This is a genomic window from Streptomyces sp. NBC_01197, assembly GCF_036010505.1.
GTDB lineage: Bacteria > Actinomycetota > Actinomycetes > Streptomycetales > Streptomycetaceae > Streptomyces.
This window is the reverse complement of record NZ_CP108569.1, coordinates 7,023,427-7,040,946: the sequence shown is the minus strand read 5'-3', so window position 1 is coordinate 7,040,946 and position 17,520 is coordinate 7,023,427. Positions and strand designations below refer to the sequence as shown.

At 71.1% G+C, this 17,520-nt stretch carries 16 protein-coding genes and 1 pseudogene; 8 read left to right on the top strand and 9 right to left on the bottom strand.

Annotated elements, in window-relative coordinates:
- Window positions 1-9: 9 nt before the first annotated feature.
- Both OG452_RS32335 and OG452_RS32330 read right to left on the bottom strand, forming a co-directional pair.
- Window positions 10-1,644, bottom strand: coding sequence for an amidohydrolase (locus tag OG452_RS32335; RefSeq protein WP_327299089.1), 1,635 nt, complete (start codon window positions 1,642-1,644; stop codon window positions 10-12).
- Window positions 1,645-1,780: 136 nt separating this feature from the next.
- Entirely contained in the window at window positions 1,781-3,259 is a 1,479-nt protein-coding gene (locus tag OG452_RS32330) for an APC family permease (protein WP_327299088.1), read from the bottom strand.
- Between the two features lie 114 nt (window positions 3,260-3,373).
- On the opposite strand from OG452_RS32330, the gene OG452_RS32325 reads away from it, so the two are divergent.
- Window positions 3,374-4,135, top strand: a complete 762-nt coding sequence (locus tag OG452_RS32325) for a TetR/AcrR family transcriptional regulator (RefSeq protein ID WP_327299087.1) — start codon at window positions 3,374-3,376, stop codon at window positions 4,133-4,135.
- Window positions 4,136-4,251: 116 nt separating this feature from the next.
- Here the strand turns inward: OG452_RS32325 and OG452_RS32320 are convergent, their stop codons facing one another.
- Window positions 4,252-5,466, bottom strand: a complete 1,215-nt coding sequence (locus OG452_RS32320; protein WP_327299086.1) for an ROK family protein — start codon at window positions 5,464-5,466, stop codon at window positions 4,252-4,254.
- Window positions 5,467-5,553: 87 nt separating this feature from the next.
- Here OG452_RS32320 and OG452_RS32315 point away from each other — a divergent pair, with 87 nt between their 5' ends.
- Window positions 5,554-6,789 (top strand): MFS transporter, encoded by a 1,236-nt coding sequence (locus OG452_RS32315; RefSeq protein ID WP_327299085.1) that lies wholly within the window; start codon window positions 5,554-5,556, stop codon window positions 6,787-6,789.
- Between the two features lie 21 nt (window positions 6,790-6,810).
- Window positions 6,811-7,566 (top strand): maleylpyruvate isomerase family mycothiol-dependent enzyme, encoded by a 756-nt coding sequence (locus OG452_RS32310; RefSeq protein WP_327299084.1) that lies wholly within the window; start codon window positions 6,811-6,813, stop codon window positions 7,564-7,566.
- 81 nt (window positions 7,567-7,647) lie between these two features.
- Here OG452_RS32310 and OG452_RS32305 read toward each other — a convergent pair whose 3' ends face one another.
- The 3 genes from OG452_RS32305 to OG452_RS32295 are packed head-to-tail and all read right to left on the bottom strand — an operon-like array spanning window position 7,648 to window position 10,456.
- Entirely contained in the window at window positions 7,648-8,313 is a 666-nt protein-coding gene (locus OG452_RS32305) for a response regulator transcription factor (RefSeq protein WP_327299083.1), read from the bottom strand.
- Window positions 8,310-9,698, bottom strand: a complete 1,389-nt coding sequence (locus OG452_RS32300; RefSeq protein ID WP_442810130.1) for a sensor histidine kinase — start codon at window positions 9,696-9,698, stop codon at window positions 8,310-8,312. Before OG452_RS32300 ends, OG452_RS32305 begins: the two co-directional genes overlap by 4 nt.
- A gap of 59 nt (window positions 9,699-9,757) precedes the next feature.
- Window positions 9,758-10,456 (bottom strand): TetR/AcrR family transcriptional regulator, encoded by a 699-nt coding sequence (locus OG452_RS32295; RefSeq protein WP_327299081.1) that lies wholly within the window; start codon window positions 10,454-10,456, stop codon window positions 9,758-9,760.
- 130 nt (window positions 10,457-10,586) lie between these two features.
- Between OG452_RS32295 and OG452_RS32290 the strand changes: the two genes are divergently transcribed.
- Window positions 10,587-11,036, top strand: a complete 450-nt coding sequence (locus OG452_RS32290) for a nitroreductase family deazaflavin-dependent oxidoreductase (RefSeq protein WP_327299080.1) — start codon at window positions 10,587-10,589, stop codon at window positions 11,034-11,036.
- Between the two features lie 275 nt (window positions 11,037-11,311).
- The gene (locus OG452_RS32285; protein WP_327299079.1) at window positions 11,312-12,076 is read left to right on the top strand and encodes an alpha/beta hydrolase; all 765 of its coding nucleotides are present in this window, start codon (window positions 11,312-11,314) and stop codon (window positions 12,074-12,076) included.
- A gap of 70 nt (window positions 12,077-12,146) precedes the next feature.
- Here OG452_RS32285 and OG452_RS32280 read toward each other — a convergent pair whose 3' ends face one another.
- Window positions 12,147-13,463 (bottom strand): geranylgeranyl reductase family protein, encoded by a 1,317-nt coding sequence (locus OG452_RS32280; RefSeq protein ID WP_327299078.1) that lies wholly within the window; start codon window positions 13,461-13,463, stop codon window positions 12,147-12,149.
- 166 nt (window positions 13,464-13,629) lie between these two features.
- Between OG452_RS32280 and OG452_RS32275 the strand changes: the two genes are divergently transcribed.
- Entirely contained in the window at window positions 13,630-14,997 is a 1,368-nt protein-coding gene (locus OG452_RS32275) for a dipeptidase (RefSeq protein ID WP_327299077.1), read from the top strand.
- 118 nt (window positions 14,998-15,115) lie between these two features.
- Window positions 15,116-15,493, top strand: coding sequence for a nuclear transport factor 2 family protein (locus tag OG452_RS32270; protein WP_024757633.1), 378 nt, complete (start codon window positions 15,116-15,118; stop codon window positions 15,491-15,493).
- Window positions 15,494-15,646: 153 nt separating this feature from the next.
- Here the strand turns inward: OG452_RS32270 and OG452_RS32265 are convergent.
- Together OG452_RS32265 and OG452_RS32260 are read right to left on the bottom strand one after the other, a co-directional pair.
- Window positions 15,647-15,964: pseudogene (locus tag OG452_RS32265) on the bottom strand (transposase); the annotation flags it as partial.
- 41 nt (window positions 15,965-16,005) lie between these two features.
- Window positions 16,006-16,143 carry a hypothetical protein gene (locus tag OG452_RS32260; protein ID WP_327299076.1) on the bottom strand — a complete coding sequence of 46 codons (138 nt, stop codon included), beginning with the start codon at window positions 16,141-16,143 and terminating at the stop codon, window positions 16,006-16,008.
- Between the two features lie 114 nt (window positions 16,144-16,257).
- Here OG452_RS32260 and OG452_RS32255 point away from each other — a divergent pair, with 114 nt between their 5' ends.
- Complete coding sequence (locus OG452_RS32255; RefSeq protein WP_327299075.1) at window positions 16,258-17,487, top strand: IS110 family transposase; 1,230 nt, start codon at window positions 16,258-16,260, stop codon at window positions 17,485-17,487.
- Window positions 17,488-17,520 lie beyond the last annotated feature (33 nt).

Here is a 17,520-nt window from a genome sequence, read left to right as displayed (position 1 = left end):
CGGTCCGTCTCAGCTCGCGTGGACGCGCTCGCCGCCGACGTACGTGAGCGCCACGCCCGTACCGCCGATCTCCTCCGGCGGTCCGGCGAACGGGTCGCGGTCGAGCACGACCAGGTCGGCGAGGGCTCCGACGCGGATGGCACCGCCGTCGTCGAGGCCGTTCACATGGGCCGAGCCCGCCGTGTAGGCCTTCAGCGCGGTGCTGAGGCCGAGACGCTGCTCGGGCAGGAACGGCGGGCGGTTCTCGCCGTGGACGCTCCGGTTGACCGCGACATGGATGCCCTGGAGCGGGTCGGGGCTGCTCACCGGCCAGTCGCTGCCCGCGGCCAGAGTGGCCCCGGCGCGCAGCAGATCGGCGAACGGGTACTGCCGGGAGGCGAGTTCACCGCCCAGGAAGGGGATGGTGAGATCGTCCATCTGCGGCTCGTGGGTCGCCCACAACGGCTGAAGGTTGGCGATCGCGTCCAGCTGGGCGAAGCGCGGCACATCGTCCGGGTGGACGACCTGGAGGTGGGCGAGGTGGTGCCGGTTGCCGCGGCGGCCGTTGGCTGTCAGAGCCGCCTCGACGGCATCCAGGGCCTCGCGTACGGCACGGTCGCCGAGCGCATGGAAGTGGACCTGGAAGTCCAGTGCGTCCAGCGCGGTGACATGGTCACGCAGCGCGGCCGGGTCGACGAAGCTGAGACCGCTGTTGACGGTGGCGCAGCCGCAGGAGTCCAGGTAGGGGGCGGTCATGGCGGCGGTGAAGTTCTCCGTGATGCCGTCCTGCATGATCTTGACGGAGTCGGCCCGGAAGCGCCCTGCGCGCAACTTCGCACGCCGTTCCACGAGTTCGGGTATCTGCTCGGCGCCCCGCGAACGGTCCCACCACAGCGCGCCGTTGACGCGGGCGGTGAGGCGTCCGTCGCGGGCGGCGGTGGAGTAGGCGTCCGAGACGTCGGGCCCGCCGTTGAAGACGCCGAGGATGGCGTCCTGCCAGCCGGTGATTCCCAGCGAGTGCAGTACGGCCTGGGCGCGCAGCAGCCCCGTGACGCGCTCGGCGGTGGTGGTCTGCGGGACGAGGCGTGCGACCAGGCCGGTCGCGCCCTCCTGGAGCATTCCGCCGGGGGTGCCGTCGGGCTCGCGCTCGATCCGGCCGTCGGCCGGGTCGGTGGATCCGGCGGTGAGGCCGGCGAGTTCCAGGGCACGGGTGTTGGCCCAGGCGCCGTGGTGGTCCCGGTTGAAGAGCAGTACCGGGCGGTCGGCGACGACGGCGTCGATGAGCTGCCGGGTGGGCACACCGTCCGGGAAGGACTCCATCGACCAGCCGCTGCCCGTGATCCACTCGCGTTCGGGGTGGGCCACGGCGAACGCGGCGATCCGGCTCAGGTACTCCTTGAGATCGGTGGTGCCGGTGAGGTCGCACTCGCCCAGCTCGACGCCCCCGAAGACGGCATGGACATGAGCGTCGGTGAAGCCGGGGACCAGCAGCCGCCCGGCCAGGCCTATCACCTCGGTACGGGGTCCGATCAGCTCGCGCACCTCGCTCCCTCCGACGGCGACGATCCGGTCGCCGCGGACAGCCACCGTGTCCGCACAGCGGTGGGCCTGGTCGGTGGTGAAGGCGGGGCCGCCGGTGAAGACGAGATCGGCGTGGGTGGTCATGCGGTACTCCGTAAGTTGTCAGGCGGCCCGGGAGGGCCGGGTGTGGCTGATGCGGCTGGTGCGGGTAAGGCGCGTGGGCGGGTAAGGCGCGTGGTGCCGCTGTGCGGGTCGGACGGTGAAGCAGGTCGCGGTGGGGTCAGACGGGGGTGGGCCCGGGACCGAGCAGGTCGAGGGCGTCGGCGTCGGTGGCCAGGCCGGTCCTGAAGTACGGGGACTTTCGGCCCCACTTGGCCCAGGCGGCCGCCAGCACACCGGACACGACCATCAGCACCGGCACCATCAGGGCGAACCAGCCGTTGTCCGCGTTGAGCGCGAAGTGGTCGGTTGACGTGGCGTACCCCCAGCACATATAGCCGCCCAGCGCGAACAGCACCAGCGCACTCAGCACCGGGGCGACGACGGAGCCCAGCGCCTCCCCGGGGCCGCTGCGCAGCAGGCAGCGGAAGCGTACGGCTGCCGCGAGCGCGGTGAGACCGTAGTACAGGGCGACGACGATGCCTATGGCGTTGACCGCCGCGCTGATCAGGTCGCTGACCCGCGGAATGACCAGCGACGCCACGGCGACCAGCGCGGCGATCGCGCCGACCAGGAGGGTACCCAGGGCGGGTGTGCCGTACTTCGGGTCGATCCGGGTCCAGACCCGGCCCAGGGTGCGGTCGCGTCCCATGGCGAACATCCCGCGCACGGTCGGGATGACGCCGGACTGCAGTGAGGCCACGGCGGAGAACATCAGCGCGATCAGGGGGAGCGCCGCCAGCGGCTGGTGGGCCAGCCGGTTACCGAAGAAGGTGAGCCCCTCGGCGCCGTGGTCGGCCAACTCCCCGGGGGAGAGCACCCGTTGGAAGGCCGTCCCGCCGAGAAGGAACAGGGCCAGCATCGTCACCAGGGCGATCATCCCGCCCCGGGAGGCGTCGCGCGGGTCGCGGACCTCCTCCGAGACGCTGAACGCGGCATCGAACCCCCAGTAGCAGAAGACCGCCAGCACCATCCCCTGGGCGAGCCCCGAGAGGGAGGGGATGGTGAAGGGGTTGAACCAGTCGAAGGTGAAGGGATGGGTGCCCGCGAAGAGCCCGTACCCACAGAAGCCCAGCAGTACCAGGTACTCGAACACCAGCAGATAGCGCTGAATACGGGCGGCGACGTCGATGCCGGTAACCGCGGCGGCGGTGACGAGGGCCAGGACCACCATCCCGATCAGGGTGGTCTGCAGGGTGTTCCCGGGGTCAAGGACAAGTCCGGCTGCGGAGTGCAGTCCGGCCTCGCCCGCCAGTTGCAACAGCACGGAGCCGGTGACGGTGGTGGTGTACGCGAGGAAGACCACGGTGCCGACGATGTTCACCCAGCCGGACAGGAATCCCAGCCACGGGCTGAGTGAACGCCCCACCCAGACATAGCTGTTGCCGCAGTTGGGCTCGACCCGGTTGAGACGGCCGAAGGCCGCGGCGATGCCGAGGACCGGCAGGAAGGCCAGCAGCATGATGATGGGCAGATGGAGACCGACCACCCCGGCGATCAGGCCCAGACCGATGCCGATACTGGATGTGGCGGCTGTGCTGGACGCGGCGATCACCACGCCGTCCACCACGCCGAGGGACTTTCTCAGGTCTGCTGTCATCGGGCCACCGCTGCTCTCGCTAGTGCCTCGACAGACACTGCCTTCGCCTGCCGGAGCCACATGGAAGCGCGCCGCCTCTTACCAAGTCAACGATGTTGACATAAGGTCGCGGCCATGACGGACGGAAGCGGACGGCAGGTCACGACCGGAGCACGTAGGCGGCGCACCAAGCAGGGCACGGTGCTCTCGGAGAAACTGATCGTGGATACCGCGCTGCGGCTGATCCGGCAGCACGGCGCGGAGGCGCTCACCGTACGGCGGCTGGGCGCTGCCCTGGGGGCGGACCCCAGCGCGCTGTACCGCTACTTCCCGAACACCGACGGGCTGCTGCTGGCCGTCGCCGACGAGCTGATCGGCCAGTCGTTCGCGGGCTGGGCGCCGACCGGGGACTGGCGGAAGGACCTGCGTGAGCAGGGACTTCGGATGCACGCCGCGTACCAGGAGCATCCGCAGGCAGCGATGCTGGCGGCGCACCGGGTCACCGGACGGCCGCACGAGGTGAACGCGGTCGAGTCGATCCTTGGGGTGCTGCGCGATGGCGGCTTCCCGGACCCGGAGGCGGTGCGGATCTACCACAGCTTCGTCGACACCAGCCTCGCCTTCGCGGCACTGGACGCCGGCACCATGGCCCTGCCACCGCAGGCGCGGGAGGCGGAGCGGCAGGTCTGGCACCGCACCTACGCGGTGCTGCCGGCCGGCACCCATCCCCATATCGCGGCGACGGCGACGCTTCTGCTGGCGGAGATGCAGTGCACCGCCTACGCACAGAGCCTTGACCTGCTGCTGGAGGCGGCGTCCGCGCGGCTCGCCCTGCTGAACGGGACCGCTCCGCCCGGAACGGGGAGGGAACACCGGCGCTCCGGCCAGGGCACATAGCTTGAGCAGCCCGGGTAAGCCTGAGTGGCCCCGCGTGGACCTGAGTGGCCCGCGTAAGCCCGGGCGGTCCATGTAAGCAAGGTGTCCGCACGGGCTGAGCCGGGCCTCCCCCGCTCTCAGCCGATGATCGAGAGCGGGTCGTCGAGGACCGGCTGCCAGGCCAACTCGGCTGCGCCCACCAGGCTGTTGTGCTCCAGCGTGCACGGCAGGATCGGCACCCCGCCGCTGCGCCCCCACAGGCTCCGGTCGGCGACGACCGCGCGCAGCCGCTCCGGGTCCGCGTCGAGCAGTTCGCGGTGGAGCCCGCCGAGGATGATGCGGTCCGGGTTGAGGATGTTGACGAGTCCGGCCAGGCCGAGCCCGAGGCGGTCGACGATCTCCTGTGCGGCGATCCGTACCCCCGGATCGTCGTACTCCGTACGGAGGATGTCGCGGGACTGCTGGAGCAGCGAGACCTCGGGGCCCGGGGTGCGTCCGGCCGCGGTCAGGAAGGCGAGCGGGTCGGTCTCGACATCGAGGCAGCCCCGGCTTCCGCAGTAGCAGGGGCGGCCCTCCGGGTTGACGGTGACGTGCCCGACCTCCAGGGCCAGGCCCGAACTCCCGGTGTGCAGACGGCCGTCGAGGACCAGGGCGCCGCCGACCCCGCGGTGTCCGGTAGCCACACAGAGCAGGTGCTGTGCGCCGCGGCCCGCTCCGTGCCGGTGTTCGGCGAGCGCCGCCAGGTTGACGTCGTTGCCGGTGAAGGCGGGCCCCGTGATGCCTGCCGCGCGGACCCGGTCGGCGAAGATGTCGCGGACCGGGGCTCCCGCGGGCCACGCCAGGTGCAGCGGGTTGAGCGCGGTGCCCTCCGGCTCGGCGACGGCCGACGGCACCGCCAGTCCCGCTCCGACGCAGCGCAGACCGCTGTCGCGCAGCAACGCGGCCCCCTCGTCGACGACCGCGCCGAGGACCTGCGCGGGGTCGGCGGAGACCGTGACACAGCCGGGCGAGGTGGCGACCGCCCGGCCGCCGAGCCCGATGAGCGCGGCGCGGAAACCGTCCGCGTGCACCTGCGCGGCGAGCACGACGGGTCCGCTGTTGTTGACGGACAGCCGGTGCGAGGGCCTGCCCTGGGAGCCGGCGGCGGCGCCGGGGCGCGAGTCGACCTGGATCAGCCCGAGCGATTCGAGCTCGGCCGCGACCGCTCCTGCGGTGGCGCGGGTGACGCCGAGCTCCGCCGTGAGCACCGCCCGGGTGGGCGCCCGGCCTGTGTGGACCAGTTCCAGCGCCGGTCCCAGCGCGCTGCGTCCACGCTCCAGTCTGGTCCGGTTGGTCGTCACCTTGCCGTTCATGGGGGCGAGTCTCCCATGATCCCGGGCGGCGGAAGACGAGCCGGTACCGCCCTTGTTCCCGGTCGGCGCTCCCCCTATGCTTCTTTTGTGCCGAATCTAAACAAAGTCGGGACGGCTCTCTCTGGGGGTCCCGGCGAAAACAGCGCCATACCCTCCCTGCTCCGTCTGCGGGTCATCCTCACCGTCTTCTTCGCCCTGGACGGCTTCGTGTTCGCCGGCTGGGTGGTCCGCATCCCCGCGATCAAGCAGCAGACCGGCGCTTCGGCGAGCGCGCTCGGCCTGGCGCTGCTGGGAGTGTCCGCGGGGGGTGTGATCACGATGATGCTCACGGGGCGGCTGTGCCGGCGCTTCGGCAGCCATCCGGTCACGGTCGCCTGCGCGGCCCTCCTCGCGCTGAGCATCGCGCTGCCGCCGCAGACGCACTCGGCGCTCGCTCTCGGCCTGGTCCTGCTGGTCTTCGGGGCCGCGTACGGTGGGCTCAACGTCGCGATGAACAGCGCCGCCGTCGATCTGGTCGCCGCGCTGCGCCGCCCGGTCATGTCCAGCTTCCACGCCGCGTTCAGCCTCGGCGGCATGGTCGGAGCGGGTGCGGGCGGACTCGTCGCGGGCCGGCTGTCGGCGGCGTCCCATCTGCTCGGCCTGACCGTCATCGGACTCCTGGTGACCTGCGCCGCCGGACGCGGCCTGCTCCGGCACCCGGTCCCGGTCCCGCCCACTGCGACAACACGGGCCCCGGTACAGGACGCGGCGCCGCTGCGCCTGGGTAGCCATACCGGGCGGCTGGTGCTGGTCTTCGGGACGATCGCCCTGTGCACCTCGTACGGGGAGGGTGCGATGGCCGACTGGAGCGCCCTGCACCTGAAGCAGGATCTCCATGCGCATCCGGGGATCGCGGCCGCCGCGTACTCGCTCTTCGCACTGGCCATGACTGTCGGCCGGCTCTCAGGCACCGCGCTCCTGGAACGTCTCGGCCAGACCCGCGCCCTCGTCGGAGGCGCGACCGTCGCGGCCGCCGGACTGCTGCTGGGGGCGCTCGCACCCACGGTCTGGCTGGTGCTGGCCGGCTTCGCGGTGGCCGGTCTTGGCCTCGCCAACAGCTTTCCCGTGGCGATCGCCCGGGCCGGCGCCCTGGCGGGTCCCGGCGGGGTCGCCACCGCGTCCACCCTGGGTTACGGGGGCATGCTCATCGGCCCGCCCGTGATCGGCTTCGTCGCGGACTGGCTGTCGCTCCCCGTCGCCCTCACCACGGTGGCGCTGCTCGCCGCGGTCGCCGCCCTGATCGGATACGCCACCCGCAACGCATCGGCTTCCGAGGCCGCCTGAGGCCCTGACACAATCGCCCGCATGGAGCCCCTGCCGACCGAGGTACTCGTCCGGGCCCTCGACCGCGAGGGCCGTCTGCTCACCACGGCGGCCGCGCGTGCGGGGACCGGGTCCACGGTGCCCACCTGCCCCGGCTGGCACGTACGGGACCTGCTCCGGCACACGGGCGCGGTGCACCGCTGGGCAACGGCCTTCATCACCGAGGGACACACCGGCTTCCGCCGGGCCGGCGCCGAGCCCTCTCTCGACGGGGACGGGCTCGTCGAGTGGTTCAGGGAAGGGCACCAGACGCTGGTGGCCGCTCTGACTGCCGCGCCGGAAAACCTGGACTGCTGGACCTTTCTGCCCGCGGCGTCCCCACTGGCGTTCTGGGCACGGCGGCAGGCGCACGAGACCGCCGTGCACCGGATGGACGCCGACACGGCGCTCGGCGCCGAACAGGGTTCGCCGGCACCGGAGTTCGCGGCGGACGGCGTCGATGAACTGCTGTGCGCGTTCCACGCGAGGTCCAGGAGCCAGGTGCGTACGGAGGTGCCGAAGGTGTTCCGGGTGCGGGCCACCGACACCGGGGACGTATGGACCGTCCGGCTCTCGGCGGGACCACCACAGGCCGAGCGCACCGGCGACGGCGCCCCCGCCGACTGCGAGCTGAGCGGGGACGCCGCGCTGCTCTACGCGACGCTCTGGAACCGCCGCCCGCTCTCTGCCGTGTCCATCGCGGGCGATGCGTCCCTGGCCCGGCTGTGGCGGGAGACCTCGGCGATCACCTGGTCCTGACGCGTTCGCGTTCGCCTCGTCCTGAGCGGGGTGGGCTGCGCATCGGTTGGGGCCGCCGGGCGGTACGGCGGCGGCCCGCGGTCAGCCCAGCCAGCCGGGGCGCACCAGCCCCGACTCGTACGCCAGGACCACGAGCTGGGCCCGGTCGCGGGCGCCGAGTTTCACCATGGCGCGGCTGACATGGGTCTTGGCGGTGAGCGGGCTCACGACGAGCCTGCGGGCGATCTCCTCGTTGGAGAGGCCGATCCCGACCAGGGCCATCACCTCCCGCTCGCGTTCGGTCAGTCCGCCGAGGCCGGCGGCTGCGGCCGGTTCCTTGGAGCGCGCCGCGAACTCGGCGATAAGCCTGCGCGTCACGCCTGGCGAGAGCAGCGCGTCGCCGTCGACCACCGCCCGTACCGCGCGCAGCAGTTCTTCCGGCTCGGTGTCCTTGACCAGGAAACCGGAGGCTCCGGAGCGGATCGCCTCGAAGACGTACTCGTCGAGCTCGAAGGTGGTGAGCATGACCACCTTGACCCCGTCGAACTCCGGCTCCGCGGTGATCTTCCGGGTGGCGGCCAGGCCGTCGAGCAGCGGCATCCGGATGTCCATCAGCACGACGTCCGGCCGCAGTTCCCGTACCAGCGCCAGCGCCTCGGCGCCGTCGGCGGCCTCGCCGGCCACCTCGATGTCCGGCTGAGCCCCGAGCAGCGCCCGGAATCCGGCTCTGACCAGGGACTGGTCGTCGGCGAGCAGGACACGGATCACGGTGACTCCTCCGGTGCGGCGGGCGGTTCGGCGGGCGGTTCGGAACGAGGCGCGGAGGCGCCGCCGGTGAACGGAATCACGGCCTCGACCCGGAACCCGCCTCCGGGACGCGGACCCGCGTCGATCGTGCCACCCAGCGCGGCCGCCCGCTCCCGCATGCCCACCAGCCCGTTACCGCTCCCTTGGGCGTCGCCGCCGGTGGCCGGCCCCTCGTCCTCGATCCGCAGGTCCAGCCGCTGCGGGGCGTAGGCGAGGGTGACACGGGCGGAACGGGACCCGGAGTGGCGCACCACATTGGTCAACGCCTCCTGGACGATACGGAAAGCGGCGAGGTCGGAGCCGGGCGGGAGCTCCTTGCGTACGCCTTCCGTCACGGTGTCCACCGTGAGGCCCGCGGCGGATGCCTGCTCCACGAGTTCGGCGAGCCGGCCGAGTCCGGGGGCCGGCGCCCTCGGGGCCGCACCGGGCGCCCGCAGGGTGTCCAGCACCTGGCGCACCTCGCCCAGCGCCTCCTTGCTCGCGGCCTTGATGGTGGTCAGCGCGGTACGGGCCTGCTCGGGGTCGGAGTCCAGGAGGGCGAGGCCGACGCCGGACTGCACATTGATGACGGAGATGCTGTGGGCCAGTACGTCATGGAGTTCACGGGCGATACGCAGCCGTTCCTCGTCGGCGCGGCGCTTCTCGGAAGCCCGGCGTTCGGCGCGTTCGCGGGCCCATTGCTCGCGCCGTGCCCGGACGAGCTCGGAGGCGGCGAGGATCGCCACCACCCAGGCGGTGACCGCGAGTTCCTGCCCCCAGGGGGCTGCGTGGTCACCGGCGGGCGGGAGCCAGCGGTAGAGCCAGTGGGCGGTCAGGACGTGCCCGGCCCAGAGCATCGCGATGGCGGACCAGGCGGCATAGCGGTGGCCTGCGACGATGGCGCCGAAGCAGCCGACGGCGACGGTGAGGAAGACCGGTCCGTACGGATATCCGGCGCCCAGATAGACCATCGCGCAGGCCGCGGTGGCGAAGGCGGTGAGGACCGGGTACTTGAGTCGGAGCAGCAGGAACGCCTGCCCGGCCAGCAGCAGCAGCCTGGCCCGGACGTCGAGCGGGGCGCGGTAGCCGGCCTGCCCGTGGGCGGCGATGGTGGTCCCCACCAGGACGATCACGGTGAGGACGAGGGTGGAGCGCCACGGCACCCGGTGTGCGGGTGCCCCTGTCCATGGCGGCTGCCACCGGCCCGGGCCGCCGTCCTCCCGCACCGGGTGCCGGAGGCCGCGCCCGCCATGCCCGCCTCGTTCGCCACGCCCTCGTGACGTACGGCCACCGCCGGTCCGGCCACGCGTCCACGGTGGTCCGCCCCTCAGGGGTCCGCGTCGCTCGTCCGTGCCGGGCTCGTCCATGGAGGCAACGCTAGACCGGCGGGGGTGCCCGGGACGTCAGCCCGGCGTGGCGGTCAGGTCTACTCCCGGCGGAGTAGCCCGACGGAGTCGGCGAGGTTCTCCGCTGCCTGCTCGAAGAAGGCGTCGCGGTCCGTCACCACCCGGTTGAACTGGCCGAAGAGCTCGAACGAGATGAGCCCGAAGAGCTGCGCCCAGGCGACGGCGAGTGCGACAGCCGCGGCGGGCGGGAGGTCCGGGGTGATGTCGGCTGCGAGGCGCTCCGCCTCGGGCCGCAGCGCGGGGGCCACCGGCGGGAGCGCGAGGCCGTCGCCGCGGTACGCGTCGCGGGCGATGGAGATCAGGGCCAGGGCGACCCTGGACGCGGGGCCGATGGTCGCGCTGGGCGCGGTGTAGCCGGGGACCGGCGACCCGTAGATCAGGGCGTACTCGTGCGGGCGGGCCAGGGCCCAGCCGCGTACCGCTCTGCAGACGGTGACCCAGCTGGTACGGGCGGAGGCCCCCGGGGCGGCTCCGGCGAGAGCCGCCTCCGCGGTCTCGCCGACCGCGTCGTAGGCGTCGACGATGAGAGCGGTGAGGAGGTCGTCACGGCTCGGGAAGTAGCGGTAGAGCGCGGAGGAGACCATGCCCAGTTCGCGGGCGACCGCACGCAGGGAGAGTTTCGCGGCTCCCTCGTCAGCGAGTTGTCTGCGCGCCTCGTCCTTGATGGCTGCGGTGATCTCGGTGCGGGCTCGTTCTCTGGCTCCTCGGACAGCGCTCATGGTCGCCAGTCTGCCAGATTTCAGATCACCGATCCATAACGAGAGCAGCGCTCTTGCTTTGGATCAGTCATCCGAGGCAGACTGCTCACGAACGAGAGCACTGCTCACACTTCACTGAAGGAGTTCCCCCATGACCACCTACGTCAGGCAGCCCGGCTGGTTCACGGTCAAGGTGCTCAACCGGATGGTCGCCTGGCTGACCAGGCGCGGTCTCAGCGTCTGGGGATCCCGGGTCCTGGCGGTGCGCGGACGCAAGAGCGGCCAGTGGCGCCGCACCCCGGTCAACCTGCTGACGCTGGAGAGCGGGCAGTATCTGGTCGCCGCGCGCGGGCACGTCCAGTGGACCCATAACATGCGCGCGGCCGGTGGCGGTGAGCTGCTGCTCGGCCGCAGATCGCAGCCCTTCCGCGCGGTCGAGGTGACCGACGAGGAGAAGCCGGAGATCCTCCGCGCCTATCTCAAGCGCTGGAAGCTGGAGGTCGGGGCCTTCTTCGACGGAGTGAGCGCCGACTCGGCCGGAGAGGAACTCAGCCGGATCGCCCCCGACCACCCCGTCTTCCGCATCACGGCGCCGAATTGAGGTCCGGCCGGGCGCACGGTCGTCGTGACAGCCTCGCAGCGGTTGTTCCCCGCCGCCCAGGGCCTGCCTCGAGTCGTGATCACGGTCGAGAAAAGGGTTGGAGGAGTGATGACCGGGGCTGGTAACTTGCAGTCGACCGCGACACCGCCCGAGGAGGTGAGACCCGTGAACGCTGTATCGACGTGGGTGCTCCCCCTTCCCGTCACGGCCGGGCGATTGACGTAGGTATCGCCGGGAGCGCCTCGACAACAAGGCACTCCCGAAAGGCAACAGCTATGCACTCTCTGCATTTCACCGCCGAGTCCTCGTCGAACGGCGTGGTCGAGCGCGACTTCACCGTGGGCGGCGTCCCCGGAGTTCTCTGGTCACCGGCCTCCGCCACCGATCGAGCGCCCCTGGTCCTGATGGGCCACGGCGGCGGCGCCCACAAGAAGCATCGGGCCATGGCGGGCCGCGCCCGCCTTCTCGTGACCGGCTGCGGCTTCCATGCCGCCGTCATCGACGCACCCGGTCACGGCGACCGACCGCGCACCGCCCACGACGAGCGGGAGATCGCCGAACTGCGCAAGGCACAGGCGGCGGGCGAGCCGGAAGGCCCGATCGTCGTACGCTACAACGCCCGCCTGGCGGAGCTCGCCGTGCCCGAATGGCAGGCGGCCCTGGACGCCCTTCAGGAACTGCCGGAGATCGGCGCCGATGGGCCGGTCGGCTACGTCGGCATCGGCTTGGGCATGGCGATCGGGGTGCCGCTGGTGGCGGTCGAGCCCAGGATCACGGCCGCGGTCTTCGGCATGATGTGGCCCGACGCCCTGATCGAGAAGGCGAAGCGGATCACCGTCCCGATCGAGTTCGACGTGCAGTGGGACAACGAGCGCATCCCGCGTGAGGCCAGTCTCGCGCTGTTCGAAGCCTTCGCATCGGAGGAGAAGACGTTGCACGCCAACGCGGGCAAGCACATGGAGATGCCCAGGTTCGAGGCCGACAGCGCGGTCCGGTTCTTCGCCCGGCATCTCGGCGGGGCGGTCTCCTCACCGGCCTGAAGGTGAGCGGTAGCGGCGTCCGGTCTGCCGACCGGGCGCCGCTACCGCGGCATGACCGGCCGGACAGCTCCTAATCGACCGGGCTGACCTGCCTGCCCGCGTCCTCGCCGCTGCCCTCGGCGGCCTCGTCCTCCGCGTCCGGGGCCGGCGCCTTCCCGGCCGTCCTCGCGGCCTCCTTGCGGTCCAGTACTCCGAGTGCGCGCTGCGCCAGCGGATGCGTACGGACCAGCTCGCCCAGGGACGTCGAACCACGGGTGATCCCGGCGAACGCCTTCCAGGCCGGCCGGAACCCGGTGATCACCGCGTGCAGCATCACCGGACGGCGCTCGAACACCTTGAGCATCCGGCGCCCGACCGCCATCTCCACACCAAGACCGGCCTTGATGGCGAAGGCGTAGTTCAGCGCCTGGCGGCGGGCGTCCACCCCGTCGTGCGCCTCGGCGACCCGGACCGCCCACTCACCGGCAAGCCGCCCCGAGCGCAGCGCGAACGAGATCCCCTCACGCGTCCACGGCTCCAGCAGGCCGGCCGCGTCCCCGCACACCAGCACCCGGCCGCGGGACAGCGGCGAGTCCTCGCTGCGGCACCGGGTGAGGTGGCCGGACGAGACCGACGGCTCGAAACCGGCCAGCCCCTGCCGGGCGATGAAGTCCTCCAGATACCGCTTGGTGGCCGCACCCTCGCCCCGCGCCGAGATCACGCCGACGGTGAGCGTGTCACCCTTGGGGAACACCCACGCGTAACTCCCCGGAATGGGGCCCCAGTCGATGAGTACCCGCCCGGCCCAGTCCTCGGCGACCGTCGGCGGGACCGGGATCTCGGCCTCAAGGCCGAGGTCCACCTGGTCCATCTTCACCCCGACATGGGCTCCTATCCGGCCCGCGCTGCCGTCGGCCCCGACGACCGCGCGCGCGAGCACCGTCTCGCCGTCGGCGAGGACGACCGCGACCGTGCGCCGGTCGGGCACGGCGGACCCGTGCTGCTCGACACGGGAGACGGCGGCGCCGGTACGGATCTCGGCACCCGCCTTCTGCGCCTCCTCGACCAGCCCCTGGTCGAACTCGGGGCGGTTGATGAGCCCGAAGAGCATCTGCTTGGACCGGCGGGTCCGCGTCATCCTGCCGTTCATCGAGAACGTCACCGCGTACACCCGGTCGCGCAGCGGCAGTTCGAATCCCGGCGGAAGCGAGTCGCGCGACGGCCCGATGATGCCTCCGCCGCATGTCTTGTAACGCGGCAACTCGGCCTTCTCCAGGAGGAGAACCCTCCGTCCCGCCACCGCCGCGGCGTACGCCGCCGAGGCCCCGGCCGGACCTGCGCCGACCACCACCACATCCCATACCTGCTGGTCGTGTTCCGTGCCCGCGTCTGCGTTCTCGCTGCTCACGATGTGCTGCTGCTCCTGATCCGACCAGTGGCCCGTGCTTGTCGACGGCATACTACGGCGCGCTGTCGGCCGACCCCGCTGTGGGAGGATCGGTCAGCCCGCAAACGAACGCATGTGTGCACACACGTACACGTACTTCAACGTCGCACCCACGAGGAGCGTGCCCATGACCGCGAATCCGATTGCCGAGGCCGTCGCCTCGCTGATGCCCCGCGCCCGGGCGGAGCTGACCGAGCTGGTGGCCTTCCAGTCGGTCGCGGATCCGGCGGTCTTCCCCAGGAGCGAGTGCGAGGCCGCAGCTGACTGGGTCGCCGGGGCGCTGCGCGCCGAGGGCTTCCAGGACGTCGCGCTCCTCGACACCCCCGACGGCTCCCAGTCCGTCTACGGTCTCCTGCCCGGCCCCGAGGCCGCGCCGACCGTGCTGCTCTACGCGCACTACGACGTCCAGCCGCCGCTCGGCGAGGACGCCTGGCTGTCCCCGCCGTTCGAGCTGACCGAGCGGAACGGCCGCTGGTACGGGCGTGGTGCGGCCGACTGCAAGGGCGGGTTCATCATGCACCTGCTCGCGCTGCGCGCCCTCAAGGCGAACGGGGGCGTCCCGGTCTCCGTGAAGGTGATCGCGGAAGGTTCGGAGGAACAGGGCACGGGCGGTCTTGAGCGGTACGCCGAGGCCCACCCCGAGCTGCTGACGGCCGACGCGGTCGTCATCGGTGACACCGGGAACTTCCGCGTCGGTCTGCCCACCGTCACCGCCACCCTGCGCGGGATGACGATGCTCCGGGTCCAGTTGGACACCCTCGAAGGCAACCTGCACTCCGGCCAGTTCGGCGGCGCGGCGCCCGACGCGCTCGCCGCGCTGATCCGGCTGCTGGACTCGCTGCGCGCCGAGGACGGTTCGACGACGGTCGACGGGCTGGAAGCGGACGCCGCGTGGGACGGACTCCAGTACCCGGAGGGCGAGTTCCGCCAGGACGCGAAGGTTCTCGACGGTGTGGAGCTGATCGGCAGCGGCACGGTGGCGGACCGCGTATGGGCGCGCCCTGCCGTCACCGTCATCGGCATCGACTGCCCGCCTGTCGTGGGCTCGACGCCTTCGGTACAGGCGAGTGCCCGGGCCCAGGTCAGCCTGCGGGTGCCGCCGGGCACCGACGCCGCCGAGGCCACCGGGCTGCTGACCGCGCACCTGAAGGCGCACACCCCGTGGGGCGCACGGCTCTCGGTGGAACCGGTCGGCCAGGGCCAGCCGTTCCGCGCCGACACCAGCAGCCCCGCGTACACGTCGATGGCCGAGGCGATGCGCGTCGCGTACCCGGGCGAGGAGATGCAGTCGGCGGGCATGGGCGGCTCGATCCCGCTCTGCAACACGCTGGCCACGCTCTACCCGGAGGCGGAGATCCTGCTGATCGGGCTGAGCGAGCCGGAGGCGCAGATCCACGCCGTCAACGAGAGCGTCTCGCCGGAGGAACTGGAGCGGCTCTCCGTCGCCGAGGCGCACTTCCTCCTCAACTACGCGCAGTCGAAGACGGCGCAGTAAGCACGGCACGGTAAGCACGTTCGCACGTGGCTAGTGCTGTGACCGGGATGGTTCACCGTGGTCGGGAGACGGCTCACGGGACGAGCGCGGTCCGCGAGGCGACTGGTATTACTGGTGCATGCAGGAAGAAACCGCGCGGTCCGCGATCGACACGTTCATCTCCGCGTTCAACGCCTCGGACGACAGCTATGTGACTGCGCTGCTCTCCCAGGCCCTCACCTCGGACGTGGTCTTCTGGGGACCGTTGGGCCGCAGTGAGGGGATCGAGGCGGTCGAGCGGTTCGTGCTGGACATCCGGCGCCACCCCGCGGGGACCGGCACGATGGTGCGCTGTTCGGCAGTGGACATGCCGGACGAGTGGGCCCGGTACCAGTGGGTCTTCACGACGCCGGATGGAGGCCCCCGCCTGGCGGGAACGGACGTCGTCCATCTGCGGCGGAGCCTCATCGACCAGGTCATCGTCTTCGCGGGGGAGATCGAGCCGTCCGCCTCCTGAGTCATTCTCCTCTGGCGCCGCCCTTCTCCTGAACCGGCCCCGTTCGGGGCTCCGGGTCTGCCCAGCCGAGATCATCTTCACAACGCTTCGGTCGTCCGCGCTTGGCCACGAGCGGACCGATGATGCGCTGTGGCTGTGTAAGTTCGCGGTTGGTCAGGCTGCGGTGTTGAGGGGGCGTCCGCCCCAACGGATGCCCTTCTCGCTTCGGATGCGGGCGCGTTCCTTGCGTTCGGCGGCCAGGACGTCGCGGTGGCGGGCGTTGGCGTTGCGCCAGCGTAGATAGGCGTGCAGGGCTCGTGTCTGCACGGGGTGGTTGGAGTTGGCGATGGTGAACTGCCTCAGCGGTCCGAAGTGGGTCTCGATGGGGTTGGCCGAAGAGGTGTAGGTCGGGGTGAAGCACAGCTCGACCTTGTGCTTTGTAGCCCAGCGGCGGATGTCGGTGCCTTTGTGGGCGGACAGGTTGTCCAGGATCGGGTCTGTCAAACGAGCGGTGTAACTCGGGTTGTTGAGGGTTACTGGCGGGCTGCGGAGAGTCGGCCGTCGAAGGTGATGTCGAAGGCGTTCAAGGCTGTCTTCCAGCGCATGGTCCAGCGGGCTTGGCCCTTGCCGGTCGGGTCGAGACCGAGGCCCATGTGACGCGCTGGTGCCACGAACGGCTAGTGAGGTGGCGGACCGGCCTTGTCGCCGAGTCCTGGAATTAGGTCGCTGCGTGGCACGCATGTGCTCGTGACCAGCGCAAACACCCGCGCCATAGGGAGGATGGCTTGATCTACTGCGGAATCGACTGGGCCGAGAGGACGCACGACGTCGCCCTGGTCGACGACTCGGGCCAGCTGCTGGCCAAACGCCACATCACCAATAATGCGGTCGGCTACAAGGTCTTGTTGGACCTGCTCGCCGAGTACGGCGACACCCAGGAACACCCGATCCCGGTGGCGATCGAGACCTCCCGTGGTCTGCTGGTCGCCGTGCTGCGGCAGGGCAAGCGGAAGGTCTTCGCGATCAACCCGATGGCCGCCGCCCGCTACCGTGACCGGCACAGTGTCCCCCGCAAGAAGTCCGACCCGGGCGACGCCCTGGTGCTCGCGAACATCCTGCGCACCGACATGCACGCCCACCGGGTCTTGCCCGATGACAGCGACCTGGCCCGCGCTATCGCTGTCCTCGCCCGCGCCCAGCAGGACGCCACCTGGAACCGCCAGCAGATTTCCAACCAGCTCCGCTCCCTGCTGCGCGAGTACTACCCAGCCGCCCTGGCGGCGTTCGAGTCCTGGAAGAACGGTCTCTGCCGCTCTGAAGCCCACGAAGTCCTCAAGCTGGCTCCAACTCCCACGCGAGCTGCTCGACTGACTCGCGCCCAGCTCCAAGCCGCCCTCAAGCGGGCTGGCCGCCAACGCGGTATCGAAGCCGAGGCCGAACGCCTCCGTGAGGTCTTCCGCGAGGACTACACCCACCAACCTGCCCTCGTCGAGGTCGCGCTCGGTAAGCAGATGCTCGCCCTCCTGGTCCAGCTCCAGGCCGCCTGCACGGCTACCGCCGAGCTCGCCCAGGCAGTGGAGGAAGCTTTCCCTCAGCATCCGGACGCTGAGATCATCCTCAGTTTCCCTGGCCTCGGCGTCCAGCTCGGCGCCCGGGTGCTCGCTGAGATCGGGGACGACCGCGGCCGTTTCGCTGACGCCCGCGGCCTGAAGGCATACGCCGGCTCCTCGCCCATCACCCGGGCTTCTGGCAAGAAGTCCAGCATCACCCGCCGCTGGGTCAAGAACGACCGCCTCAACCACGCCGGCTACCTCTGGGCCTTCTCCGCCCTCAGGGCCTCGCCCGGAGCCATGGACCACTACCGTCGCCGCCGCGACGAGCACGGGGACTGGCACGCTGCCGCCCAGCGCAACCTCTTCAACCGCATGCTCGGACAGATGTTCCACTGCCTCCAGCGACGCGAACTGTTCGAAGAGAACACCGCATTCCCAACTGCCTTGGCCGCTGCGGCTTGACGACTTGAGGTCGTGAGGTGTCTATGCGGTCAC